A 26,690-nucleotide genomic window follows, 5' to 3' on the forward strand; every position below is an offset into this window, starting at 1 on the left:
CGCAGAAAAAAAGCAGGAGCACTCTATTCTCTCCTGCTTTATGTGATTTTATGGGTCGGAAATTCAGCGTCCAGACACAGGGGCGACAAGTCGGATCGAATAAGCAGACAATCATTCCGTTTTGTCTGTTTCGGCTCTCATACGGTCGCACTTTTCTTTTTGCGATGTCAGCTCTGCCGGATCGGCTGGATCCTCTGGCTTGAGATCCCCATCCTTTTGTGCTTCTTCGGCTTTGCTGCCTTTTTCGGTTTCTTTAGCCTTTTCGTCTTCTTTGGCTCTGGCGATGATCTCGTCCAGACTTTCGTCGGGCGTGACGTCTTCTTCAATCATCCTGGGAAGAATCCGTGCGCGGATGGCGCCATAGGCGCAGACGACGGCACCAAGAACAATCAGTTCCGTCCGATCCCAGACAAAGCCGAAAACCATAATCAGCACGCCGGCAAGCGCCAGCTGGATCTGGGTAAACAGCAGTTTCTGTCTTGGGGTCATCAGCGAATGGTCGTTCCGGGTTCAACGGCGTCATCCAGGAAGACAACGGCAGGCTTGCCGTCCTTGCCCACGCTGCACAGCAGCATGCCCTGACTTTCCACGCCGCGCAGTTTAGCCGGCTTCAGGTTGGCGACAACGACAACCATTTTTCCCTGAATGTCTTCCGGCGCATACGCCTGTGCAATGCCGGAAACGATCTGGCGGACATCGCCGTTTCCAAGATCGACGGTTTCCACAAGCAGGCGGTTTGCGTCTGGATGAACTTTGGCTTCAAGAACGCGGCCGGCTTTCAGAGACACTTTCGCAAAGTCATCGATCTCGATCGGCTCTGCGGGCTTCTCTTCTTTTTTGGAGGCCTTCTTCTCTTTTTTCTTTTCTTTCTTCGCGGCTTTTTCGGGTTCTTCCTGCGTCAGGCCGTTTTCTTTCGCAAACTTGGCGGCATCAATACGCGCAAAGAGCGGTTCGATCTTTTCGGCGACATGAATGCCCTGTTCGAGCGCACCGAAATGACGGGCGGAATCGAGCGTGCGTTCCTTTGTGTTGAGCGCATCGAGAATTTTTGCCGAAGTTTCGGGCATGAAGCTTTCGAGCAGAATGCCGGCAATGCGGATGCTTTCGAGCAGGTTGTACAGAACCGTTTTCAGACGCGGCAGATCCTCTTCGGATTTGGCCAGCTTCCACGGTTCGGTTTCATCAATGTATTTATTGGAACGGCGCAGAAGGGTGAAGATTTCGTCGAGCGCAGCGCTGACCTGGAAGTCTTCCATCTTCTCTTCGGTTTTCACCACCGCATTTTCGGCAGCTGCTTTGAGTTCGTCATCGACCGGTGCAGTCACGCCTGGATTTTCGACAAGACCGTCAAAGTACTTGTTTTCCATGGCAATCGTCCGGCTGACGAGGTTTCCAAGGACGTTGGCCAGATCGGAGTTGATGCGTTCGATCATCAGATCCCACGTAATCGTTCCGTCCTGTGCAAACGGCATTTCGTGCAGGCAGTAGTAGCGAACGGCGTCGACGCCGAAATGTTCAACGAGTTCTTCGGCGTAAATGACGTTGCCTTTGGATTTGGACATTTTGCCCTCTCCAATTAACATCCACGGATGACCGAAGACTTTTTTGGGCATCGGCAGATCGAGCGCCATCAGGAAGATCGGCCAGTAAATGGTATGGAAGCGAAGAATGTCCTTGCCGATAATGTGAGTCGCCGGCCAGAACTTCTTAAAGGCTTCCGGCTGTTCTTCGCAGGGCAGATCGGCATCGTAGCCAAGCGACGTAATATAGTTTGTCAGCGCATCGAGCCATACATAGACAACGTGCTTGCTGTCGAAATCGACCGGGATGCCCCAGGAGAAGGACGTGCGGGATACGCACAGATCCTGCAGACCGGGTTTGAGGAAGTTGTTGACCATTTCGTTTTTGCGGCTTTCGGGCTGAATGAAATCCGGATGATCCTCAATATACTTCATCAGACGATCCGCGTATTTGCGCATGTTGAAGAAGTAGGCTTCTTCTCTCGCTTTGTGAACGGGTCTTCCGCAGTCCGGGCAGTTGCCGTCCACGAGCTGCGACTCGGTCCAGAACGATTCGCAGGGTGTACAGTACCAGCCTTCGTATTCGCCTTTGTAAATGTCGCCCTGTTCATACAGACGACGGAAAATTTTCTGTACCGCTTTGACGTGCTTTTCGTCGGTGGTGCGGATGAAGCAGTCGTAGGACGTATTCATCAGATCCCAGTTGGAGCGGATTTTTCCGGCAACGTCATCGACGAAGGCCTGCGGCGTAATGCCTGCCGCGGCGGCTTTTTCTTCAATTTTCTGACCGTGTTCGTCGGTTCCGGTCTGAAAGAAGACATCGTAGCCCTGCGCCCGTTTAAAGCGGGCGAGCGCATCGGAGAGAATGATCTCGTAGGTGTTTCCAATATGTGGTCTTCCTGACGTATACGCGATCGCGGTCGTCAGAAAGTAAGGCGTTTTCTCTGTCATGTACCTGTTGCTTCCTTTCTTGAGCGGCTTTCCTGAAAGCCAAAAAATCGCTTTTGCAGGTTCAGCGTGGCGGCTCCGGAATCTGTCTGGCGTTCGGTCTGTCTGTGCGTAAAGTGCAGCAGACAAAGCGCCCGTTCCGGCATGCCGATTCATTGAAAAATTTTACCACAAACCGGACCAATTCCATCTTTGCCCGCGAAATCCCTGCGCTCATGGCGAAAGTATGAAAAGCTTCTCGTGTTTATTTGTCGTTTTCATGCTTTGCGCAATCTTGCGGCACCAATCGAAGCGAGCAAAAGTAAAAACAGATCCCGCCCTGAACAAACAGGGCGGGATCCTTGTGCCTTTGAACATTCTAAAGCAGTAAAGCGATCAGCCGGCACGTCTGGAAGAAGACGGTCTGGGCGGTTCGAGGGCAGCCTGCGTAAAAAGCTCGACTACCGAACGGGCTTTGCCGGTCATCGTCGTTACGCCCATCTTTCGATCGGGACGTCTTGTGCCATGGTAATCCGAACCGGCGGTAATGAGCGATTTTTCCTCGCCGGCCAGTTTGAGCAGGAAGCGCTTTTCGGCTTCCGTATTGTTGGGAGCGAACACTTCAAAGCCGTCGAGTCCGCCATCCATCAGCCGAAGGAGAACTTCACTGGAAATGCGGGAAATGTGCCAGCCGGAAAGTACGGCCAGTCCCCCGGCCTGATGAATGCCTTCAATGACTTTCAGGGCGTTTGGATATTTATACGTAATGTGACACGGGCCGCCTGGACCGAAATAGTCCCGCAGGAACGCCTCACGGGCTTCTTTTTCCGAACGGGCGCTGATCAGATAGCTCGATACAGCCGGCAGCTTGCGGGCTTCGGGCGTATCGAATACCAGATCGGTCAGCTCCTGCGGACGCAGCAGCTTGAAGCGCGAGTTGGAAAGCAGGGATTCCGTATCGACTTTCATGCCGGTTGCGGCTTCAAAGGCGCGGATCCGGTCGATCGACGCGTCTTTTTCCCGTTTCAGGGAAAGGCGTTCAATCTGGTCGAAAAACGACGCCGTCCAGTCGATGTAGTAGCCCAGAATCCGGACGCGTTCTCCATCGAGTTCACAGTCGATTTCGACGCCCGGAATGTAGCGGATGCCATACATTTTCGCAAAGCGCACCGCCTGGGCGTTGGCTCTGGCGTTGTTATGGTCGGTAATGGAAATGACTTCCATGTTCTGTTCTTTCGCCTGACAGAAAATATCTTCCACTTCCCCGTCCGCGTCGTCGCTGAAGCTTGAGCGAATGTGCAGATCGATCGGCCAGATCTGTTTTTCTTCCTCGCTCAGTGCCGGTTTAACCTGCCCTTTGGGCTGCGGTTTTGCCGCCTGAGCCGCGGGCTTTTCCGACGGAGAAGCGGCGGAAGAATTTTCGTTTTCTTCCGTATTGGACGGAGCCGGTTTCTGGCCCTTGGCTTTCGAGCCGACGACGCGCATGGAATAGCGCGGCGTATACACCAGAGCCAGATTGAGCAGCCAGTCAAAAATGGTCTGCTGGTGAGGGGATGCGAGAACGCAAAGTCCGTTCACGCCCCACCATAAGAAGATGCCCCAGATGGAGAAGAAATATCCAAAAAGCATCATCGGCGCGCCGATGCCGAGCAGTTCGCGCACGACAAGCCGCATGACGGTTGCCGGTTTTTTATCCGCCCGTACTAGACGCAGTCCCATCAGCCGTCCGCCCCACGAGTACCCGCCCTTGGAGGCGGTGTACAGGGGAAGAAGGATGCAGCTCGTCAAAAAGAGCAGGGCATACATTATATAAAAAAGCAGATCGAAATAAGCCGGGGAGATGACTCCCGATAAAATCAGGATAAACTCAACGCCCCAGACGTAGACGGGGAGCAGACAGATGCTCAGATCAATCAGATACGCATACAGGTGATTCTGATAGTCCGCAAACGTCCGGTTTAAAAAGACGGCTTTCTTATAGCCTTCTTTTACATAGAGTTCCTGTTCCTTGACAAATTTCGCCCGCTCGAGATCTTTCTTGCTGTAAGTGGCCATTCGTACCTCGATTCTCGTTCGATATCTAGTATTTTCATCATACGGCAATCCCGCATAAATTCAAAAAGTCCGCCAGGACAGTCCCGGCGAACTTTGATCATACAAAGGATTGTTGAAAAAGCAAAGGATTAACCTGTCCCTTTCGCAAGGGAAAGGCGAAATGAACGGACGCTTCCTCTTTTTAAAGCGAGGCGTCGTCTTCGTCCTTGTTCGTTTTGCCAAAGGCAGCCTGGCTGAACGTTACCAGCGCGCTGGCCGCACCCGCAAAGGAAGCGAGATACATCGGCAGTTCCGCTACGGAAGCGGTATTGACCGATCCGGCTGAGGAAGGCAGATTTTCCTTTTGCAGCGGCATGCCCAGACGGTATTCATTCGCCTGACGATACAGCTGCTGGAAGCGGGAGCTTCCGTTGGCAATCAGATAGTCGTTGACGGACCGGCGCTGACTCGTGCTCAGCGCGTTCCAGGCTTTCATGCCGTTAAGGACCTGCTGGTAGTTGGACGCGTTAATCGCCTTGATCACAGCTCCGTTTTGCATGGCGTAGCGCTGAACGAAATCATTGGCCTGATTATCGAGGCTCATCAGCGTCGGCGCATTGATCAGAGCGGCACGCTGTTTTGCGATCGTCTCATCCGCGATTTCCGGGAAGACGCTCAGCTGGGCGACTTTGCCGGCTTCTTCTGAATTTTCCGAAGACGCAGCCTTGTCCACGGTCCAGACGGACTCGGTTTTGATTCCGGTGGCTTCCGCAGTATTTGCTGGCGCTGCTGCCGGATCAACTGGCTGAATTTCGTTCTGAATGCCGTCGGTTTCCGCGATCGGGTTGAGCACGGCGTAGCCGATGCGCGGCAGCTGCAGCGTGCTGGAATCCATATTGTAGGAACAGCTGCTGGCGTTATAGAGCGTTACCGCGATATGACCGTCCAGACCGATGCCGTAATCAAACAGCATTTGCAGATCTCCGGCTGCCACACGGTATAAAACCGCAGTCTGTACGGTTACCTCTTTATTCGTGTACTGGTAAATGACCGGTTCGACCGTCCAGGCGGGCCAGCCGGCATTTTCTGCCAGCGACTTGGCAATGGTACCCGTCAGATCGTCGGTTTCCGGATTCACGGGAAAGCTCAGGGTCTGTACGCTCATGCCGCCTGGCATGTGTGAAGAAGACAGATTGAGCGTTCCTTCTGTGTACTGGTAGGAAACCGGTTTGGTTTCCACAACTTCAGCGGGAGCTTCGGGAGCAGCGTCTTCCGGTTTTGCCGGATCTGTGTCATCGGCAGGTTTGTCAGACGTTTCTTCATCAGAAACGTTCGAATTTTCCTGTGCATCCGAAGTCTGCGCATTTCCGTTTTCGCCATTTACCGGCTGCTCCGTTTTGGAATCCGGCGTCTGAGAAGGTGTCTGCTCATTGGAAGTTCCTGTATCTTCACTGGATTTAACATCCTCTCCATTGGCGGGTGCTTCCTGTGAAGGATCAGCCTTTGTCGGTGCGGAAGAATCCGAAGCGGATGTTTCGTTAGTACCGTAAGGCTGTTCATCCTTTTTTTCCGAAGAAGCCGAACTGTCCGCTGCGCTCTGAGCCGGATCGCTTTTCGTCTGCGAAGAAGCGTCCAAATCCGCGGAAGGCGCGGCCGGTGCAGGCGTTTGCGGTGTCTGCGCTGCGTTTTCTAAAGCAGCACAATAGTCCACTGCGCTCTGCGCAAGGGCGGGATAGTCGATGCCAAACGCAGCGGCCGCCTGAATGACGATCTGCTGGCGCTGGGCGTCCATCTGATCAAAGATGCCTTTGCCCTGCGCGAGAAGCGGTGCGTTTTCCGGGGTAAGCGTCGTATACCATACGGAATCTTTTACGCTGCTGCCGTCAGGCAGAAGACGAATGGTTTCAAATTTACAAAATCGATTCACGAACTCATCAGGAGTGATGCATGCGGGATCGACCGTTTCCCCTTCGATAACGGCGGGGAGCGTGGAATTGGAAGCCAGAACCGGCCGGATCATCGATCCTGCAGGCAGGCAGACCGCCGCCATCAGGGCGGCAAGAGAATACAAAGATGTCTTTTTCACATGACCCTCCTTCTATCTATTCACCGTTTTCAAAGCGGCAGAAAAGCCCGCTTTGAAAACAAACGTTCAAATCAGATTCAACACTTCATTGAAAACCGGCAGGCGGTTTTCAGCTTTCTCAGTCTAGGGGTCCAGACGCGTTTTGTCCACACCAGCGGGCTTTGACGTGCGCGCGGGTCCGGGCATCCGTGTCGAAGAGATCGTTCAGATCCGGGTTTTCGATAAAGGGAATCTGTTCGAGCGCGTCGGCGATCGCCTCTTCGATTTCGAGAAAGGAAATTTTCTTTTTCAAAAACAGGTCTACCGCCTGTTCATCCGCCGCATTGAAAATGCAGCCGGCGTTGCCGCCGCGCTTTCCCGCCTGAACGGCCAGTAAAAGCATCGGATAGCGATCGTAATCCATTTCCTTAAAGTTTAAAGTCAGAGTCCGGGTAAGATCAAGCGGATGATCTTCTTTTAAATACGGGCGATCCGGGCCGTACAGCGCGTACTGAATCGGCAGGCGCATATCCGCGCTGCCCAGCTGGGCAATGCTCGCGCCGTCCTGATATTCGACTATCGAATGAACGATCGACTGCGGATGGAGTACCGTGGCGATCTGTTCATACGGCATATCAAAGAGATAGTGCGCCTCAATGACTTCAAAGCCTTTGTTGACCATCGTCGCCGAATCGATTGTAATACGCGGCCCCATCGACCACGACGGATGCTTCAGCGCCCGCTCCGGTATAATGTCGGCCAGTTCCTCCCGGCCAAGATCGCGCAGCGATCCGCCCGAGGCGGTAATGATCAGTCGGGAAACGTCTTCGTGACGGTTTCCCTGCAGGCATTGCCAGATGGCGGAATGTTCGGAATCGATCGGGCGCAAAACGGCGTCATGCTTTTTCAGGGCGTCCTGAACGAGTTCGCCGCCGCAGACCAGCGATTCCTTATTGGCTAACGCGACATCCTTGTCGCGTTCAATTGCAGCCAGCGTCGGAGCGAGACCGCGAAAGCCGACAACCGCGTTGACAAGCAGATCGTAGTCGAGTTCTTCGACCATATGCACCATCTGTTTTTCGCCGCCATACCAGACCACGCCGTTTGCATCTTCCCTTATGGTCTCGTCCTGCGCGCTGAGTCCCGCCGCTTTTACAGATGGAAACTGCGCGAGAATGCTTTCAAGTGCGGCTTTATTTTTTCCGGCACTGATGCCGACCAGTTCAAAATCATCCGGATGGGCTTGCAGCACATCCAGTGTCTGCGTACCGATCGAGCCGGTCGCGCCAAGAAGCAGAAGTTTTACAGGTTTTTTGTTCATAGAAAAATGTCCATTCTTATCCCCTGCGGGATAAAGGCTGTCCTCGTTTTCTTCTTTCTTAATTTTTCCCTGTTCCCCGTTCCAAAACGGCAGGCCAGAGCGAAAACTCCCGCATATAAGGGAGGCTGGGCATCGTTTCTTTTGCGCCCATGAAAAAAAGAGGACCGCAGTCCTCTTTATTATAAGCAAATCGTGATTTTTAAGACGAATTGAACCGAATGGGAACCGTCGCGCTTACGCGGCGTCTTCTTCGTCATCCACGGTGCAGCCGGCTTCCAGCCGTTCCTGGCGCGTGAACTTAATTTCATCCAGACCCCAGATTTCCTTCGCGTATTCGCGGATGGTGCGGTCGGAAGAGAAGTAGCCGGATTTGGCGATATTTACCAGCATGGCACGAGCCCAGGCCGGTTTGTCGGCATACCAGGCCGATACGTCCGCATGGGCCATCAGGTAGGCATCAAAGTCGGCCAGAACGAAGAATTCGTCCTTGTGCAGCATCAGGTCGTTGAAGATCAGCTGGAACTCGTTCGGATTTTCCGACCATGTGCAGTTGCGCAGAGAATCAATGACCATGCGCAGTTTCGGGTTGGAATGATAAATCCGCCAGACGTCGTAGCTGTTCTCACGGCGAATGCATTCGATGTCTTCGACTTTCAGACCGAAAATCTTCGCGTTTTCAAAGCCGACACAGTCGACGATTTCCACGTTGGCGCCATCGAGTGTACCGAGCGTCAGCGCACCGTTCATCATGTACTTCATGTTTCCGGTACCGGACGCTTCCTTGCCTGCGGTAGAAATCTGTTCCGAAACGTCTGCCGCGTTGATCAGCAGTTCGGCGATCGATACGGAGTAGTTCGGGATGAAGACGACTTTCATGTACTGGCTGACCTGCGGATCGCCGTTGATGCGGTTGGCGACCTTGACGATCAGCTTGATGATCTCCTTGGCCAGTGCGTAGCCAGGAGCAGCCTTGGCGGAGAAGAAGTACGTCGTCGGCGTAATGCGGTAATTCGGATCCTGCTTCATGCGCAGGTACAGATACATAATATGGAAGATATTCATCAGCTGACGCTTGTAGGCGTGCAGACGTTTGGACTGGCAGTCGAAAATCGTGTTGACATCGACCTCAATGCCCAGATGTTCCTTCACGTACGCAGCCAGAATTTTCTTGCGTTCGAGCTTCACTTCGAAGAACTCTTCCTGCAGTTTCGGATCGTCGACATAGGCCATCAGCTTTTCGAGATCTTCCGGATGCTTGATGAAGCTGTCGCCGATGTATTTTTTCAGCAGTTCGGTCAGCTGCGGGTTGGAATATACGAGCCAGCGACGGTGGGTGACACCGTTGGTCTTGTTATTGAAGCGGCCCGGGTAGAACGACGCGAACGAAGCCATGACATCGTTGATGAGAATTTCGGAATGAATCTTGGCAACGCCGTTTACCGAATGGCTTCCGACAACCGCAAGGTTGGCCATGTTGACCTGATTGTTGGAAAGAATCGACATCGCCGGGAACATGTGTTCCTTGCCGGCATGCTGCACTTCGTAATGGAAGCGGCGTTCGATTTCTTCAATAATCATGTAGACGCGCGGCAGAAGCGAACGCATCATTTCCTGCGGCCAGCGCTCCAGCGCTTCCGCCATGATCGTGTGGTTGGTATAGGCCACAGTACGGGTAACGATATCCCACGCCTGATCCCAGTCGTAATCGTAGTCATCCATGAGTACGCGCATCAGTTCCGGAATGACGAGAACCGGATGGGTGTCGTTGAGCTGGATCGCGGTTTTCTCGGCCAGATTGTCGAGCGAGCCGTATACGCGCAGATGATTATGGATCAGCTGATCCACGCCGGCGCAGACAAAGAAGTATTCCTGTTTCAGGCGCAGTTCCTTGCCTTCGTACGTCGAATCATCCGGATACACGTTAGCGGTCAGCGCCTGTACGTCATTGAGGTACTTGTTCAGAACGCCCGCCTGTACGGATTCTTCATCCACTTCCGCGTCCCAGAGACGCAGGGTGTTGGTGGTCGGGGTGTTGTAGCCGACAATCGGTACGTCATACGGTACCGCGCGGACCACAAACGCCGGGTTGTGATGCGAATGGAAATGGCCAAACTGGTCCATGTAGGCATCGAGGGTGCCGCCGAATTTGACCTGTACGGCGTGCTGGGGTTTCCAGACTTCCCAGACGTTGCCCAGACGGAGCCAGCAGTCGGGTTTTTCCACCTGTTCATCGTTGACGATTTCCTGCTTGAACAGACCGTAGTGATAGCGGATGCAGTTTCCGTTTCCGGCCAGGTTCAGACTTGCCAGAGAATCGAGGAAGCATGCGGCCAGACGGCCAAGACCGCCGTTGCCCAGGCCGGCATCGCATTCAAGTTCCTCCAGGTTGTGAATATCCAGTCCCAGATCGGCCAGTCCATCGCGGACAACATCGTAGATTCCCATGTTCATCAGGTTGTTGACCATCAGACGGCCCATCAGAAATTCCATTGAGAAGTAGTAAAGCTGTTTCGTACCGTTTGCGCGAACGCTCTTTTTTGTGAGCTTCCAGGAGTTTCCTGCATGATCGCGGATCAGAGCACCAAGGGCTAAATAACGTTCTTCATCGTAAGCATCTTCGAGATCGCGTCCGAAACGGGCGGACACTTCAGCGCGAAGGGCTTCCTTAAACGTTTCCTTACTGCTGAAAATGTTATTCATCGTTAAACCTCCACGAACTGAATTATAGATTCGGGTCTTCGAAAAGCAAGAAAGCCCCAGCCGTGCAGGCAAGTATTCTGCCCAATTTTGTGATCATTTGTGATTTTTTCTGGAAGTACCCTTCTTTCTTTAAAAATTCCGGATCCCCGTAATGGATATATTCATCATCTTTCAGGCATTGCTTTTCCTACGATTTCTACACGTTTTGACACACCCGGTTCGAATCGGTCCAATTGTTGACATTCCCGGTATCTTCCTCGTTTTCAAAGCGTGAAAGGCCTTTCAAACCGCCATTTCCTGACTCGAATATCGCTAGATGCCAGGCCGTTTTGCGCTGTTCGGGCTGGGTCCGGTGCAGGCTGTCTGGTTTCAGACGAGCGTTTCCCGGGTAATAAAGCGTCGGGTTACGGGAAAGTTCCATTTATACCCTTTGGAATTCTGCGTCAGGATATAGGGCGCGATTTCATCGTCTCCGAGTTTCTTGCGCACCCGGCAGATGTGCTTGGACAGCGTGTTGTCCGAGATGCAGTGGCGCAGGCGGCTCGAGATGACATTGATCAGAACTTCTCTGGCGCAGAAGCAAGTCTGGTGTTCGACCAGATGCAGGATCAGTTCAAATTCGGTCGGAGTCGCCATTAACATTTCCCCTCCCTTGAAAATAATCTGTGCGCCGCGATCGATCAGAAGATCACCCGTCTGATAAATCACGCTTTCCCGGATCGTCTGCGGATCCCACTGGCGCGGCGGCTGGTCATAAACCATCCGCTGTACGTTATCGAGCGTGACAACTCTCCCCCGGCTGCCTTCTGCCGGTTTCTGTAAATTTACATAGGACATAATCCGTCTCCTTTTCCTTCCAACTCTTTTCTTCCTGTTTCGTTAAACTTCTGTTTTCCTGCTTCGCGTTCGGCCCTGAACTCCCGCTGCTTTGTTTGTGCTGTACCCGAAATTTTCTCCTGCCCGGATTGGGCCTGGCACTTCGTTTTACGCAGCGTTCCTCGAAGAAAAAGGAAGATTCCTTTCTGTCTGTGCAGGATTTCTGCTCCGTCTGGATCTCGCTTCCCGGCGCGGCAGCCGCCTTTGTTCCCTGACATGAATGCATGCCGTTTCCGTTTTGAAAAGCCGTACCGTTGCATATTTAGATTTTATTTTGATTTCGTTAAGCTTTCCGACCGTCGCTTTTGCGACCTTACCGGCTTATGCCTTCGATTGCATTATTTCTTTATTTGTTTATTTTTATGGTTTATTGTGCATATTTTCCGCCTATTTATACGACTTATTTCATTCTTTACGACCGATTACCACTTCGTTTTGCATGCGCTTTTCTTTCAAAAACAAAAAGGCAGACTGCCTTACAGTCTGCCGGTCTGTCCTTGTTTTTCGAATGAAATTTCCTGAAAAGCGAAACTTTTGTTCAGATTTCGTTCATATTTTCAAGAACGAAAATCCGTCTTCTCTTCCCTGAGAGGACCCAGATCCGAAGGCCTGTGATGCGCTCTTTACAGCGGGGAAACGATTTTGGATCCGTCGATCGAAAGGAGCGGGCGGGCAGGACATGCACTCTGACTCCTGGCTTAGGGCTTAAGTTTTTCAGTTTTTCTCTGCGATCTTCTGCCCGTTTCTGCGAGAAACTGATGCATGCTTCAGGCCTGCCCCGTTCCGGTTCTCCCCGCGGACCAACCCAGACATGTTTAAGTGCATGCCGGACCATACAAAAAGGAGAGGCCCGGTTAAGGACATCTCCTGTCATTTTTCTATATGCATTTAAAAACCGAGCCGGATTTTTCCGATCAGTTTCCCTCCGAATTCGAACCGGCGTCCGCAAGCCCTTCGGTTACTTTGGGCTTTACGGTTTTGTTCGAAGACTGCGAACTGGACGAATCACTCTGGTCTTCTTCCTCTTCGCCAAGCTGCGGGAAAACGAACACCTGTTCGCCGTTTTTGGAAACATGATATTTGCCCCGGGCAATCATTTCGAGGTAGTCCGGGTTCGTCAGATTTTTGCGGGTGGTTTCGAGTTCGCTCTGCTGGCTGGTGAGCTCATCAAGCAGTTTCTCATTGGCATGAACCTCCTGATTGATATGCAGCCAGGTTCCGATATCATTGGCCATCAGGACGGAACAGAAGACGCTGAAAGCGATCAGACCGATATATATAAATCCGCGCCAGCGTGCTGCGAATCTTCTCTTTTTGCTTTTTCGACGCGAATCTGCCATGTTCGGACACCTCCTTCCCGCGGTCTTAGTCTATCAGATCAAATGTTTAATCTAAAGCAAACTCGAGACTTTTCTCTATCTGTGACAAAGAAGAAAGAACAAAGGCTTTAAAAGCCGAAATTATCTTTCATTTCGATGAATGTTTATAACTCTCATTCAATTTTAGACCGTGTGTACTTACACGGATTCATTGTGCCCGTACACGTGCGTTATTTTTTAAAAACGTCAGATTCGAACGGTTTTCATGTACAAAGAAAGCGGTCCATGCAGACCGCTGTACTGTTTTTATTCTGTCGGTTCCGACTCGGCCTTGCGGCTTTTGAGGAAAGCCGAGAGAACCGCGATATCCGACGGGTTGATACCGGAAATGCGGCTGGCCTGTCCAAGGGTTCTTGGGCGGATCTGGCTCAGCTTGCTTCGCGCTTCGAGCGCGAGATTTTCGAGCTGATCGTAATCGATCGTTTCGGGGATGCGGACGTCTTCAAGTTTCTGCAGGCGTTCGGTATCCCGTCTGGCCTTGGCTATGTAGCCCGCGTAGCGCGTTTCGATTTCAATGCGCTTGGCAATTTTGGGCGATACCGAATAGCCAAGCCACGGTTCCAGCATATGTACGGTAACGTTTGGACGCTTGAGCAGATCGAGCGCACTGCAGCCCTGTTCAAGAGAACCGGCATCAGCCGCTTCCAGAACGGCGTTGATTTTTTCATCCGGCTTAATGCGGGTTGCGGCCAGATCTTCGAGAACCTTTTTCTCTTCGTCCTGACTCTTGAGGAACGCTTCGTAGCGTTCGTCGCTGAGGGCGCCGCAGGCATGGGCGATTTCACACAGACGCCGCGGAGCGTTGTCATGGCGCAGCAGCAGACGGTATTCCGCACGCGAGGTGAGCAGACGGTACGGCTCCTTCGTGCCTTTGGTCGTCAGGTCGTCAATCATGACGCCGATGTACGCCTGATCCCGGCCGAGCACGATTGGTTCCTTCCCCTGGTTTTTGAGGGCGGCGTTAATGCCGGCCATCAGACCCTGACCGGCCGCTTCTTCGTAGCCGGACGTTCCGTTGACCTGGCCGGCGGTAAACAGATTTTCAATTTTCTTGTTTTCCAGCGAAGGCTTCATCTGTAGCGGATCGACGGCATCGTATTCAATCGCGTAGGCGTATTTGAGGATTTCGACGTCTTTCATGCCAGGCAGCGAGCGAACCATCTGTCCCTGCACGTCTTCGGGCATGGATGTGGAAAATCCCTGGATGTAAAACGTATCATACGCAGCGCGCTCCGGTTCGAGAAAGAGCTGATGGCGGGGACGGTCCGCAAAGCGTACGAGCTTGTCTTCAATGCTCGGGCAGTAGCGGGGACCTGTACCGGTGACCAGACCGGAATACATGGCAGAATCCTGCAGATGGTCCCGAATGATTTCGTGCGTTTCTGGCGTGGTGTAAATCAGGTAGCAGGGCAGCTGCTGATCAAAGGGCAGCACTTCATCTGGCGTAGTCGTATCGGAGAACGTGATGAATTCATCCGTTCCCTGCTGAATGGCCGCCTGCGAGAGATCCACGCTCGAATAGACAACGCGCGGAGGGGTTCCGGTTTTCAGACGGATCAGATCGAGACCGGCGTCGGCCAGAGACTGCGAAAGCGTCGAGTTGGTCGGCATGCCATCCGCGCCGCTGACGGTCGCGGTATGGCCGCGCAAAATGGTCGAGCGCATGCCGGTACCGGCGGTCAGAATGACGGTACGCGAAAGAATCTGCGTGTCGTCTTCGCATTCGATGCCGATGACGCGATGGCCTTCGAGCAAAATGCGCGCCGCGCGCTGTTCGAGAATTTCCAGGTTATCCTGGGCTATCAGCGCTTCGCGCATCCAGCGGCGGTATTCGTCGCGGTCGGACTGTACGCGCAGGCACTGCACGCCCGGTCCTTTTTTCGTGTTCAGCATTTTAAACTGCAGAGCCGTCTGGTCGGCTGCTCTTGGCATCAGACCGCCAAAGGCGTCGATTTCGCGAACGACGATGCCCTTGGCCGGACCGCCGACCGAGGGATTGCAGGGCATCGAGCCGATCATGGAAATATCGTTTGTGACCAGGATGGTTTTCTGTCCCATGCGGGCTGCCGCCGCCGCGGCTTCAATGCCGGCATGACCGCCGCCGACCACTAAAACGTCATACATGATTACACCCTCCTTGCCGGCCGTTTAAACCGGATATGAAAGAGATGCTGGGGAATGCGGAAATACAGAGACATACCGAAGAAGACGATGCAGGCGACAATGCCGCTGACACACATCGTCAGAAAGCACATCAGTTTCGAGCCGGTCGTTGCACCGCAGCCCATCAGGCTGAGAAGCCAGATCACCAGACTCGTCGCAAGCAGACAGATGGACGTCTGCACGAGCAGCTTCAGGGTGGAGCGGAAGCGAACGCCGTACGCCTTTGTCATCTGATTGAGCGAATAGAAAATAATGTAGGAAAAGCAGATCACGGACGAAATCACCGCGCCCGCGATTCCCATCAGCATGACCATCGGTACCATGATAATGCCTTTGATCACTGCGGAAATAAGCATCTGCTTCAGCAGTTTCCTGCGCATGCGGCAGGCCATCATCATCGAGGAAATGACCGGCGTGATCGTGCCGAAAAAGCCTTCGATCGCAATCCAGCGCACGCTTTGCGTCGCTAAAGGCAAGTCGCTTGTGAAATAGAGCGAGTAGAAGAGCGGGCCGGCGTAGGCGAAAATGCAGAAGCTGAGAAAGAGCGCGATATACAGAACGATATTGATGCAGTCGAGGATATCCTTGCGCACCGTCCTGTAGTCCTTCATTTCCAGAGCGGACGTGATGTGCGGAATGATCGCCGCCACGAAGCCTGGAGAAAGAATCATCGGAATCGCAGTCAGCTTGATGCCGACGTAGTTGGCCGCCGACGTCATCGTCTGAATCTGGGCAGCCGTATAGCTCGACATGCGCAGGCCCGTCGGAAGCAGAACTGCGTCGTAAATGTCGTTGGCGTAACCGATGACCGCAAAGAGCAGATACGGAATGCAGATCAGAATGAATTCCTTAAAGAGCGGGCGAAGGGGTACGGCTCTCGTATTTTCGGTTTTCGCCGAACGGCGAAGCTGGCCCTGAAGCCCTTTGGAAAAGTGCATGATCTGAATCAGACCCGCAACGGCCGCTACGGACGTCGATAAAACAGCCGCGTACAGCGCATATACGGTAGAAAAATGGAAGACGTAAACGAGCAGACAGCCGACACCAAGCAGGAAGCCGACGCGGAAGATCTGTTCAAACGCCTGGGAAAAGGCGTATTCCTCCATCTCCTTGCATCCCTGCACAAAGCCGCGATAGGCGCTGAGCAGCGGAACAAAAAATATGGCGATGGACAATATGGCCAGAACCTGAGTCATCACCTGGGCGCCGTCCTGCGTACCGTCGGCCATCAGCGGACCGAGCACGCTTGAGAGCGCAAACATGATGACCATGCCTAAAAAGCCAAGCAGAGCCATGAACAGAACGGACATGCGCTGAACCGCCAGAACGGTGCGGCTGTTCTTGCGCGTAATATATTTGGCGACCATAGTGGCAATCGCCATCGGTGCTCCTGCGGTAAAGACGTTGAGCAGGTAGCTGTAGATTCGGTAAGCCGAACCGTAGTACGACATTAAGGCGTCGCTGCCGAGGATAGTCGAAAAAGGAACGGAATAGAGCAGGCCAATCGCTTTCGCAATAAAAAAGCCGCCGGTGCCGATCAGGCCGCCAGCGATGATCGATTTTTTCGCCACGGAAGCGGTTGAATGTTTATTCTCTTTGGACATAGGATGTGTCTCCTTTCAGCTTGCCATTATAACATAGAGATACCGGTAGAATTTATGGAAGCTAAAGGAGGATGAGCCCTTTGATTACCCAGTATGTCGCCACGGCCAGGCAGGCCCGCGAGGCCGATCATCAGGCGATCGACGGCCTGAAAATTCCATCCCTCATTTTGATGGAAAACGCCGCCCAGAGCGTCTGTCGATCCATACAGAAGCACGATTTTTCCAAGGACGCAAAACGCATTCTGATTGTATGCGGTCCGGGAAACAACGGCGCCGACGGTCTGGCCTGCGCCCGGATTCTGCTGCTTCAAAATCGCGCGGTTCGCGTCTTCGTTAACCTCGATACACTCTCGGGCGATGGAAAAATCCAGCTGCAGGCACTCGCCGAGCTGGCCATAAGCAACGCCTGCAGTCTGACGTGTCTCTTTGTAAACAAGGCGCTCGAAAGAAAAGGCCAGCTCTGGCGCTTTGACGCCGGAGCAAAGACGGACGCAGAAAAACCAGACGACGCAGACAATTCAGACAAGGAAACTCTGGAGAATCTGAAGACTCTGGACAGGAATTCAGGCGAAAATTCAGAGGGTGCCTTTGCGGCTTATGGACTCGATCGTCTTCCCTCTCAGATCGTCCCGCTTCTCAACACGTTAAAAGAGGAAGCAGAGCATGCGGATCTTCTGGTCGATGCCCTGTTTGGAAACGGACTCAACCGGACGCTGCAGGCACCGTTTTGCGACTACGTGAATCTGCTGAACAAAGCGAAAACGCCGATCGTTTCCATCGATGTCCCCTCGGGCATCGACGGCACGACAGGCAAAGTTCTCGGCAGTGCCATTCGGGCGGATTTAACCGTTGCGCTGGACTGCCTCAAGTGGGGTCTGCTTTTAAACAACGGACCGGCCCATGCCGGATCGATCGAAATCGCCGACATCGGCATTCCCGCCTTTCTGCACGAAAAAGCCGCCGAGCCAAAGCTGTTCACCCGCAAGGACGCGCTTGAATATCTCCCCCGTCGTTCCAATTTTTCCCACAAGGGTACGTTTGGCAAGCTGCTGCTCTGCGGCGGCAGTGCGCGCATGCAGGGGGCGATTTGCATGAGCGCCAAAGCCGCGTTTTCAAGCGGATGCGGTACGCTCACCCTGTTTACCCCCAAAGACGCCGCGAAAGCCATTGCCGCCAAAATGGATCTGGCCATGATTTTACGGGCCGATCAGGATGCGGAAGGCTGGTTTGCGCCCGGCTCCGCCAAGCTGCTTTCAACGGCAATCGATCGCTGCGATGTGATCGGCGCCGGCAATGGCATGGGCACCGGTCTGGGTGCGCAGGAAGTCGTCCAGGAAGTTCTCAAAGCCGACAGGCCGTGTGTTCTCGACGCGGACGCGATCAATATCCTTTCTCTGGATAACCACATTCAATGGCTGGACGCGCATGACGAACCGATTATTCTCACGCCCCATCTGATGGAATTTGCGCGTCTCGTTCACGCCCCGCTTGAACAGGTAGAAAGCGATCCGCTGACGCTCGCGCAGGACTTCTGCGCGAAGCATCCGCAAGTGACGCTCGTGCTCAAATCGGATTTCACGCTCGTCTGCTCCCAGAATTCGCACTTTGTGATTCATCGTCCCGACTCCGCACTGGCCAAGGGCGGAAGCGGCGATGCGCTCTGCGGCATCATCAGCGGTCTGCTTTCCGCCGGACTCAAGCCCGACCAGGCAGCCGTTCTTGGGGCCTGGATTCATAACGAAAGCGCCAGAGCCGCCAGATCGCCCTGGAGCTTCTCTCCGGAAAAGCTGATCGACGCGCTGGAAGATACGTTTCACTCACTCGAGTGCGAACAGCACGAAGCCGATCGATCCGTCCTTTAACAAAGACGGTTTCTCAGGCCTATCTAAAAATCAAAAACTGGATGGTTCTGCAGCGTATGCAGAGGCCATCCAGTTTTTTGGTTAAAGAGATATTGCTTTATTTGTGAAGCGGGCGAAGCTCCAGTTCGAGATAGTAAAGAAGCGGATCGAACATTTTCGTATTGAAGGCGTACGCCCAGTAATTTTCGGTACCGTTTCGCTCTTCTTCGCTGTCCCAGTCGTTATCCCAGCGCGCAAGAATGCGCTCTTTCTGTTCTGATGTGACTTCGGCACTGCCCATGAACTCCAGACAGTTTTCAAGCGACGTTTCTTCACGAAACGGCGAGCAGCTAAGCTGCGGAACGTCTTCCCTGAGACAAGCGATGACACTCTGCGCCAGCTCTTCATCGCGTGTGGAGACGACGGCGCGCAGCGTGAGATTAAAGCGCGGTGTCGAGGACATAGGCGGCCAGCTTTTCAATATTGGTGTCGTTGACTTTGGAGAAAATCTTGCCCATGGAGAAGTTCAGAACCGCTACCGGAATTTCATCATTTTCTCTGGCGATGGTAAACGTACCGATCGCGTCTCCATAAAAGACGTCGAAGACGTAGACGGTTCTTTCGCCGTCTTTTTCTTCAGAGCGAAGCTCCGCCTTGAAATCTTCCTTATTTTTCAGAATATTGCGAACCGCATTGGCTGCGGTCAGAGATACTTTCTTAGCCATTTTCTTTCTCTCTTTCTTTTTCTCGTGGACGAAACGCATCAGCCGATCATACAGGTGCTCAAATTCGCTGAAAACGTCCAGATTCTGTTTTCATTTTAACTAAGCCTTTTACCCGATTCAACCAGAGGCCAAAGACAAAGCCGGTCCGGCGCAGGGACGGATCGGCTTGAGTGTGTGTAAAATCGGAGAACCGATCGAAATCGATTCAGAAATATCGGGATGGTTCTAGCGCTTCTGCGGTTCGTAGGTAACCTGAATGCCCAGCGAATTGTAGGTGTTCAGATCCGTATCGGCCAGATCGCCGCAGATGTGCGCCTGGGTTCCGCGCAGCTTGGGCAGCTGTTCGAGCGCCATGGCGGCTTCCGGATTGTTCTGAGCCGAGAGCGACAGGGCGATCAGCGTTTCAAACGTGTGAAGGCGCGGGTTGATGGAACCCATGTATTCGGTTTTGAGATTCTGGATTGGGCGGAAGGCTTCCGGTTCAATGAGCAGGTGGGAATCTTCAATACCGGCCAGTTTCTTAATGGCGTTCATCACCAGACCGGCGGACGGACCCATGAAATCGTTATTGGCTGAGCCGATCATTGTGCCGTCATCCAGCTCCAGAGCGCCGCAGGGCACTTTACGAACGGCAGCACGGTCACGGGCGGCTTTGACGCATTTGCGGTCTTCCGGCGTGATCTGGCATTTCTGCAGAAGCATTTCCTGACGCTGCAGTTCATCCTGACCGCATTCGTCGAGCAGGAAGCGGGTGCGGCTTGCAAAATAGCGGCGGACAATTTCCTGAATAGCGGCTTCGCGCACGGCCTGGTCATCGTAAATGCAGAAACCGACCATGTTGACGCCCATATCCGTCGGGGAATTGTAAGGAGACGAGCCGTAAATTTCTTCAAACATCTTTTTGAGAACCGGGAAAATTTCAATGTCGCGGTTGTAGTTGATGGCGACTTTGCCGTACGCCTCGAAATGGAACGGGTCGATCATGTTCTTGTCATCGAGATCGGCAGTCGCCGCTTCATACGCTTCATTGACCGGATGATTCAGCGGCAGCGACCATACCGGGAACGTTTCAAACTTGGCGTAGCCCGCTTTGATGCCGCGCTGGTTTTCATGGTAAAGCTGGGAAAGACATGTTGCCATTTTTCCCGAACCGGGACCTGGCGCCGTAACGACAACGAGCTGACGCTCGGTTTCGATGTAGTCGTTCTTGCCAAAACCGTCCTTGGAAATAATGTGGCGGGTATCCGTTGGATAGCCTTCAATTACATAGTGGTAGTACACCTTGATGTTTTTCTTGTGCAGCTGGCGTTTCAGTTTCTGGGCACTCTTCTGTCCGGAATACTGGGTAATTACGACCGAGCTGACAAAAAGGCCGGCTTTCTGGAACTCTTCAATCAGACGAAGAACGTCCTGATCGTAGGAAATCTGCAGGTCCTCACGGATTTTCGCCGCTTCAATATCCTTGGCGGAAATGGCGATGACCACTTCGGCTTCATCCTTTAATTCCAGCAGCATCTGCAGCTTGGAATCCGGCTGGAATCCCGGCAGAACGCGGCTCGCGTGAAAATCATCAAAAAGCTTTCCTCCGAATTCGAGGTACAGCTTGCCTCCAAAAGAATCAATCCGCTTTCGAATCTGATCGGACTGAATTTTCAAATATTCATTATTATCAAAACCCTGTTTCATGTTTTCGCCTCCCGTTTTCAGCTTGATTGTAGCACAAGAAAAGAGTGCTGATTTTCTGGAAAGTCTGTGTGCCCTTTCCTGCGTCCATCCGCTTGAATCTGCCCTTTTTTTCGCCTCGTGTAAAGCCGAAGCCGTCTGTCGACGGCAGGCTTCCGGGGCCGGACTTGAAAGGTTCATCTTTCGTTGTCACAATATCGGAAGACCATGAACAACCGTACCTATCCGCCGATTCATAAGGCGCTGAAAAAATATTATGGCTATGACGAATTCCGTCCGGGACAGATCGATCTGATCTGCGCGCTCTTAGACGGCCGCGATGTGCTGGGCATTATGCCGACCGGCGCAGGCAAGTCGGTGTGCTACCAGATCCCGGCGGTTTTTCTTCCGGGAATCACGCTGGTCATTTCGCCGCTGATCTCGCTGATGAAAGACCAGGTTGCCGCGCTGAACCAGGCCGGCATTCCCGCCGCGTTTCTGAACAGCTCGCTCAATTCCGGCCAGTATCGCAAAGCCCTCTATTTCGCTTCGCAGGGCCGCTACAAAATCATTTATGTGGCACCGGAACGTCTGTTAACGCCCGCCTTTTTAAACTTTGCGCAGTCGATGAACATTTCCATGATCGCGGTCGATGAAGCGCACTGCGTGTCGCAGTGGGGCCAGAACTTCCGTCCCAGCTATCTCGACATTGCCGAATTCGCGCAGAAGCTGCCGAAACGCCCGATTCTCGCGGCGTTTACCGCCACAGCCACCGGACCGGTCAAGGACGATATCCTTCACATGTTAAATCTGAAGGATCCAAAACTTCTCGTCACCGGTTTTGACCGGCCAAACCTGTATTTTGAAGTGCAGCAGCCCCGCGACAAGATGAAAGCCATCCAGTATTATCTTGAGGAGCATCCCGGCCAGAGCGGCATCATCTACTGCCAGACACGCAAGGAAACCGAAGAAGTCGCGCAGGCGCTCTGCGAAGCCGGCTTCCCATGCACCCGCTATCATGCCGGACTCGATGATACGGAACGCTCCCGCAACCAGGACGATTTCCAGTTTGACAGGGTTCCGCTCATTGCGGCGACCTCCGCGTTTGGCATGGGCATCAACAAGTCGAACGTGCGCTTTGTCATTCACTATTCCCTGCCCCAGTCGCTTGAAAACTACTATCAGGAAGCGGGCCGTGCCGGACGCGACGGCGCTCCGGCGGAATGCATTTTACTGTTCGCGCCGGCCGACATCATGGTCAGCAAGTTTCTGATTGAATGCTCCAACGAAGACAATCCCGATCAGGAGCGGCGCGATCTGCACCGTCTGAACCAGATGGTCGACTACTGCAAGACGACCGCCTGCCTGCGCGCGACCATTCTTTCCTATTTTGGCGAAACGTCTGCGGGCACCTGCGACAACTGTTCCAACTGCAAAGGCGAATGGGAAGACGAAGACATTTCCCAGGAAGCGGCGAAAATTTCCAAGGCGATCGACGCGATGCCCCGCGCCTACGGTCTCAATACCGTGCGCGATTTTCTTGCCGGCGCCAGTACGAAAAAAATCCGGGAAGCGTATCTCGATCACGTCGAAGGCTACGGCAGTCTGAAAAATCTGTCGAAAGAGCAGATTGCCTCGCTTCTCGAAAGTCTGATCATGAAAGGCTATCTGCAGCGCTCATCCGATCGCTGGCAGGTCATTTACGGCAGCCGTAAACTCCGCGAAGATTTAAAAAAGGGCACACTGATTACGATGCGCCGTCCCAAACGGCACTCCCTGCCGGAAGGCTCGCGGACGGGCACAAACCGTTCCGCCAGCCGGTCCGCACTTTCGAATACTTCGCGTTCAATTGCCTCTTCCCTCTCTTCCCCTGGCGATTCTGCCGACGCGTTCGATACCGCTCTCTTTGACCGGCTCCGACAGAAGCGACTGGATCTAGCCAAAGCCCGCGGTCTTCCGCCGTATATCATTTTCTCGGATGCCACGCTCATGGCGATGGCACGGGAAATGCCGCTTTCCGAAGACGAATTCATGGCCATCAACGGGGTCGGCCAGATCAAGTTCGAACGGTATGGAAAAGCCTTCCTCGGCGTCATTCAGGACTTCCTTTCCAAAGACGCGGGCGAAACCGGCACGGACACCGACAACTGATCCCAAAAAGCAGGAAGCGAATAAACAAAGAACAGAAAAAACGAAGCGCTCTCGAAAGCCGGGGACAGACATCCAAGTCGTTCGCTCTTTTGAAGCCGCTTCGTTTTCTTTTTGTTTTCGTAATCTTATTTCGTAATCTTACTGGTTTTTATTTGAAGATCTGGGATTTTTCCAATTCACGCAGCCAGGTCACATGACGGAAGATTTGCCTGCGACAAAACGCTCTCTATTCCGCAAACGTCCTCTAAATCTAAAGCGCTATCGCTATAAAGTGCGCAGGGCGTCGACCAGAGCCGTTTTTGCGGCGGCCTTTTCATCTTTCTGCTTGATGATTCGAGCCGGGCAGCCGGCAACGACCGCATAGGGCGGGACATCTTCAATGACGATCGCCCCGGCGGCAACAACCGCATCGTGTCCGATGCGTACGCCTTCGATCACGACCGCGTTGGCCCCGATCAAAACGTTGTCTTCCACGACAACCGGAACGGCGCTTGCCGGTTCAATTACACCGGCAAGAACGGCGCCGGCACCGATATGACAGTGCGCGCCGACGGTTGCACGCCCGCCCAGAATGGCGCCCATGTCGATCATCGTTCCTTCACCGACGATTGCGCCAATGTTCAGGATGGCACCCATCATAATGACAGCGTTTTTTTCGATCGTTACCCCTTCGCGGATCAGCGCGCCCGGTTCAATGCGCGCGTCGATTTCCTTGAAGTCCAGCAGCGGGATCGCCGAATTGCGCCGGTCAAATTCCACGACGCAGTCTTCCAGCTCTTCGGCATGGGCCTCCAAAATCGGCGCGATCGTTTTCCATTCGCCAAAAACGATGTTTCCAAACGTACGGCAGCCGGGAAAATCGATTTCTCTGGCGGCTTTGTAGTAGACGCGGACCGGGGATTTCTTTTCCGAGGTCGCGATGCGTTCAATGATTTCCTGCGCGTTCACGAACGGTCTCCGATCAGCTCTTTCATCGAATACAGACCGGTCGGTTTGTTTTCCATGAATTCGGCAGCATCGAGTGCGCCATTGACAAAGATCTGACGATTTTGCGCGCTGTGGGAAATTCGAATCGTTTCCTGATCGCCCAGAAACAGAATTTCATGATCGCCGGCGGCGCTTCCGCCACGCAGCGCGTGAATGCCGATTTCCTTCTTGCGCGGACCCGGTTTTCCATGCCGGCCAAAGACATGTTCGTATTCGTTTTGCGGATCGATGGCTTCCAGTAAAGACAGCGCCGTTCCGCTGGGCGCGTCGGCTTTCTGGCTGTGATGGAGTTCAACGATTTCCTTATCCCACGAGTCCAGAATAGCGGCTGCACGCGCAGCCAGATCCTTGAGGACGGCTACACCCAGCGAATAGTTGGACGAAAAGAAGACCGGACGTGTTTTCGCTTCGTCTTCAATGCGCTCAAGCTGTTCGTCTGTATAGCCGGTCGTTCCCAGAACCAGAGCGGTACTGGGATTTGCGGCCTGTTCCAGAATGAAATCCAGATTGTTCGGATGGGAAAAATCGATGATCAGATCGAGATCCTCCCTGGCCGCCAGTACGCGATCCGGATCCAGGCAATCGCCCATGACGACGTCATGACCGCGGCGCTTGGCTTCTTCTTTTAGCAGGGAGCCCATGCGTCCCTGTCCGATAACGGCGATTTTCATAACAGACCCGCCTCTTTCATGCTTGCGGCGAGCGCTTCGCGGTTCTTTTCGTCCATCGGGCAAAGCGGCAGACGGTATCCGCCGACACCCATGCCCATCAGGTTCATAGCTTCCTTTACCGGAATCGGATTGACTTCAATAAAGAGCTTGTGGATCAGATCAAGATAGCGCAGCTGCAGATCCAGGGATTTTTTCACATCGCCATCCAGGAACGCCCGGACCAGATCGTGCGTTTCTTCCGGCAAAATATCCGCGAGAACGCTGATGACGCCCGAGGCGCCCAGCGACAGCATTGGCACGATGATGTCGTCGTTTCCCGAATACATCTTGAAATCTTCACCGACGAATTTCGCGATGTTCATCGCGTAGGACAGGCTGCCGCTGGCTTCCTTAATGCCCTGAATCATCGGATGGTGCGAGAGCTCTTCCACGACATCGACCGGAATGTTCACGCCGGTACGGCCGGGAATGTTATAGAGGATGATCGGAATGTTGACGTTGTCCGCACTCAGCTTGAAGTGGTCGATCAGCCCCTGACGGTTGGCCTTATTGTAGTAGGGCGAAATGAGCAGAAGCGCATCCGCACCCATGCGTTCGTATTTCAGCGATTTTTCCAGCTGCGTATGGGAGTCGTTGCTTCCGGCGCCGACAATAATCGGAATGCGGCCGTCCGCCTGTTCGATGGCGACGCGAACGACATCATCGTCTTCCCAGTGTGTCATCGTACTGGATTCGCCTGTGGTGCCCAGAATGAGAATGCCATCGGTTTTATGCGCGATATGCCATTCAATCAGTTCTCTGAGCTTGTCAAAATTTACACTTCCGTTTTCCGAAAACGGTGTGATGAGAGCAACAATGGATCCTTCCGGCAGTTTTTTTAACATAACGTTCTCCTTGTGTCGGGGCCGACTCCAGTCATGCATCGAACAGAATTCTTACACTGTGCCGTCTTTCCTCCATGAAAAAACGGCGAAGAGTTCTCCGCCGGTACATGCCTATGACCGCCCGATAGCTCTCCTGCATAAGTATGCAGACAGTCTGTCCGATCTTCTCGAAACAGCCCACCTTAAGGCGTGCCCGCCTTTCAGTTCGGCAGATGTGCTCTTTTCTGTTCTCAGACGCCCGCCGGCTCGAACAGAAACGGTCAGATCTGCGACCTCTATCTATGGTCCTTACAATAGACCTTTTTTGAAACCGTTTTGTAAATGCGAAAGAGATTTCTGAAAATAGGATGAAAAATGTCTTTTTCCTCTTACGCTCCTCCAGAACCGGCCTTCAGTCTCTTCGATGCAGCTGCTCCAGAAGGGCATTTTTTCGCTCTTCGCTCACTTCCGGACTGGCGTACACAAAAGCCCAGATCAGTCGAATCGTATTCCAGTCGACCGGAAGCGCGAAAAGTCCATTTTTCTCGATCCGTTTTGTGAGCTGTTCGACCGCCTCATTGGTCGGATGGGCCAGAATCCCATTGCCTGCACGCACCCCATCTGCGCGAAGCATTCTGCACTTTTTCCACTTTGTAAAACCTGTCAGCGCCGCGCAAATAATGATGGCGCCCAGACATAGTTCAAAAACAGTCTCTCCCGCACCGTTATAAACGGACAGCGAATACGGGTAGATAAAATACGGGTAGATAAAATACGGGTAGATAAAATACGGGTAGATAAAAAAAGACGCCAGAATGTAAAAAGCAAATACCGCCTCTGAATTTTTCTTCTGAACTGCAGAGAAAGCCCCCGAAAGATACTGAATTTTCCTTTATCTTTCGGGGGCTTGATATTTCTTAGCTTGCAGAAAATGGGTCTTTCAAAAACAAACATCAGTCTTCCAACATAACGATCTAACGCGATCGTTGGTTTCGTAGTGGCTTCTTGCGTATAGCTTTCTCGAATCTTAGATTAAGCTTTCGACCGATTAGTACTGGCCAACTCCACGAATCGCTTCGCTTCCATCTCCAGCCTATCGCCTTGTCGTCTTCAAGGGGTCTTATATACCGCAGATCTTATCTTGGGCTCGGCTTCGCGCTTAGATGCTTTCAGCGCTTATCCGATCCCTGCTTGGCTGCCC

20 protein-coding genes, 1 rRNA gene and 1 riboswitch are annotated in these 26,690 nt (G+C 53.1%); of the genes, 2 read left to right on the forward strand and 19 right to left on the reverse strand.

Annotated features, from left to right (window positions below; translation table 11 throughout):
- Positions 1-111 precede the first annotated feature (111 nt).
- The 11 genes from Afil_RS04190 to Afil_RS04240 all read right to left on the reverse strand — a co-directional run bounded on the left by Afil_RS04190 (position 112) and on the right by Afil_RS04240 (position 16,589).
- Entirely contained in the window at positions 112-489 is a 378-nt protein-coding gene (locus tag Afil_RS04190) for a hypothetical protein (protein ID WP_230267264.1), read from the reverse strand.
- Positions 489-2,624: a methionine--tRNA ligase gene (metG, locus tag Afil_RS04195; RefSeq protein WP_369413421.1), complete on the reverse strand. Its 2,136-nt coding sequence runs from the start codon at positions 2,622-2,624 to the stop codon at positions 489-491. The genes Afil_RS04190 and metG overlap by 1 nt, the downstream gene beginning before the upstream one ends.
- Before the next feature lie 219 nt (positions 2,625-2,843).
- On the reverse strand, positions 2,844-4,502 hold the full coding sequence (locus Afil_RS04200) for an RDD family protein (RefSeq protein ID WP_230267266.1): 1,659 nt from the start codon (positions 4,500-4,502) through the stop codon (positions 2,844-2,846).
- A 181-nt stretch (positions 4,503-4,683) separates the two neighbouring features.
- A complete protein-coding gene (locus Afil_RS04205) occupies positions 4,684-6,567 on the reverse strand; it encodes a hypothetical protein (protein ID WP_230267267.1) in 1,884 nt (627 codons plus the stop codon).
- 118 nt (positions 6,568-6,685) lie between these two features.
- Entirely contained in the window at positions 6,686-7,867 is a 1,182-nt protein-coding gene (gene dxr / locus Afil_RS04210; RefSeq protein WP_230267268.1) for a 1-deoxy-D-xylulose-5-phosphate reductoisomerase, read from the reverse strand.
- Between the two features lie 234 nt (positions 7,868-8,101).
- A complete protein-coding gene (locus tag Afil_RS04215; RefSeq protein ID WP_255658207.1) occupies positions 8,102-10,567 on the reverse strand; it encodes a glycogen/starch/alpha-glucan phosphorylase in 2,466 nt (821 codons plus the stop codon).
- Between the two features lie 369 nt (positions 10,568-10,936).
- Positions 10,937-11,404: a winged helix-turn-helix domain-containing protein gene (locus tag Afil_RS04220; protein ID WP_230267269.1), complete on the reverse strand. Its 468-nt coding sequence runs from the start codon at positions 11,402-11,404 to the stop codon at positions 10,937-10,939.
- Positions 11,392-11,703, reverse strand: a complete 312-nt coding sequence (locus Afil_RS04225; RefSeq protein WP_230267270.1) for a hypothetical protein — start codon at positions 11,701-11,703, stop codon at positions 11,392-11,394. The genes Afil_RS04220 and Afil_RS04225 overlap by 13 nt, the downstream gene beginning before the upstream one ends.
- A gap of 654 nt (positions 11,704-12,357) precedes the next feature.
- Positions 12,358-12,783, reverse strand: a complete 426-nt coding sequence (locus Afil_RS04230) for an FtsB family cell division protein (RefSeq protein WP_255658208.1) — start codon at positions 12,781-12,783, stop codon at positions 12,358-12,360.
- A gap of 285 nt (positions 12,784-13,068) precedes the next feature.
- Entirely contained in the window at positions 13,069-14,946 is a 1,878-nt protein-coding gene (gene mnmG / locus Afil_RS04235; protein WP_230267272.1) for a tRNA uridine-5-carboxymethylaminomethyl(34) synthesis enzyme MnmG, read from the reverse strand.
- Positions 14,947-14,948: 2 nt separating this feature from the next.
- Positions 14,949-16,589, reverse strand: a complete 1,641-nt coding sequence (locus Afil_RS04240) for an oligosaccharide flippase family protein (RefSeq protein WP_230267273.1) — start codon at positions 16,587-16,589, stop codon at positions 14,949-14,951.
- A gap of 80 nt (positions 16,590-16,669) precedes the next feature.
- Between Afil_RS04240 and Afil_RS04245 the strand changes: the two genes are divergently transcribed.
- The gene (locus Afil_RS04245; protein WP_230267274.1) at positions 16,670-18,451 is read left to right on the forward strand and encodes an NAD(P)H-hydrate dehydratase; all 1,782 of its coding nucleotides are present in this window, start codon (positions 16,670-16,672) and stop codon (positions 18,449-18,451) included.
- Between the two features lie 97 nt (positions 18,452-18,548).
- Here Afil_RS04245 and Afil_RS04250 read toward each other — a convergent pair whose 3' ends face one another.
- The 3 genes from Afil_RS04250 to Afil_RS04260 form a co-directional block, all read right to left on the reverse strand.
- A complete protein-coding gene (locus Afil_RS04250) occupies positions 18,549-18,893 on the reverse strand; it encodes a hypothetical protein (protein ID WP_230267275.1) in 345 nt (114 codons plus the stop codon).
- The gene (locus tag Afil_RS04255) at positions 18,871-19,155 is read right to left on the reverse strand and encodes a hypothetical protein (RefSeq protein ID WP_230267276.1); all 285 of its coding nucleotides are present in this window, start codon (positions 19,153-19,155) and stop codon (positions 18,871-18,873) included. Before Afil_RS04255 ends, Afil_RS04250 begins: the two co-directional genes overlap by 23 nt.
- A 225-nt stretch (positions 19,156-19,380) precedes the next feature.
- Positions 19,381-20,841, reverse strand: coding sequence for a DUF1846 domain-containing protein (locus Afil_RS04260; RefSeq protein ID WP_230267277.1), 1,461 nt, complete (start codon positions 20,839-20,841; stop codon positions 19,381-19,383).
- A gap of 204 nt (positions 20,842-21,045) precedes the next feature.
- On the opposite strand from Afil_RS04260, the gene recQ reads away from it, so the two are divergent.
- Positions 21,046-22,968, forward strand: a complete 1,923-nt coding sequence (recQ, locus tag Afil_RS04265; RefSeq protein WP_230267278.1) for a DNA helicase RecQ — start codon at positions 21,046-21,048, stop codon at positions 22,966-22,968.
- A gap of 264 nt (positions 22,969-23,232) precedes the next feature.
- Here recQ and dapD read toward each other — a convergent pair whose 3' ends face one another.
- The 5 genes from dapD to Afil_RS04290 all read right to left on the reverse strand — a co-directional run.
- On the reverse strand, positions 23,233-23,916 hold the full coding sequence (gene dapD, locus Afil_RS04270) for a 2,3,4,5-tetrahydropyridine-2,6-dicarboxylate N-acetyltransferase (protein WP_230267279.1): 684 nt from the start codon (positions 23,914-23,916) through the stop codon (positions 23,233-23,235).
- On the reverse strand, positions 23,913-24,626 hold the full coding sequence (gene dapB, locus Afil_RS04275) for a 4-hydroxy-tetrahydrodipicolinate reductase (RefSeq protein WP_230267280.1): 714 nt from the start codon (positions 24,624-24,626) through the stop codon (positions 23,913-23,915). The genes dapD and dapB overlap by 4 nt, the downstream gene beginning before the upstream one ends.
- Entirely contained in the window at positions 24,623-25,510 is an 888-nt protein-coding gene (dapA, locus tag Afil_RS04280) for a 4-hydroxy-tetrahydrodipicolinate synthase (protein ID WP_230267281.1), read from the reverse strand. Before dapA ends, dapB begins: the two co-directional genes overlap by 4 nt.
- A 117-nt stretch (positions 25,511-25,627) precedes the next feature.
- A riboswitch (Lysine riboswitch) is annotated at positions 25,628-25,796 on the reverse strand.
- Positions 25,797-25,901: 105 nt separating this feature from the next.
- Complete coding sequence (locus tag Afil_RS04285) at positions 25,902-26,123, reverse strand: hypothetical protein (protein WP_230267282.1); 222 nt, start codon at positions 26,121-26,123, stop codon at positions 25,902-25,904.
- Between the two features lie 394 nt (positions 26,124-26,517).
- Positions 26,518-26,690, reverse strand: a 23S ribosomal RNA gene (locus Afil_RS04290); the annotation flags it as partial.

The organism is Allobaculum fili (genome assembly GCF_020969955.1).
GTDB classification, from domain to species: Bacteria; Bacillota_I; Bacilli_A; order Erysipelotrichales; family Erysipelotrichaceae; genus Allobaculum; species Allobaculum fili.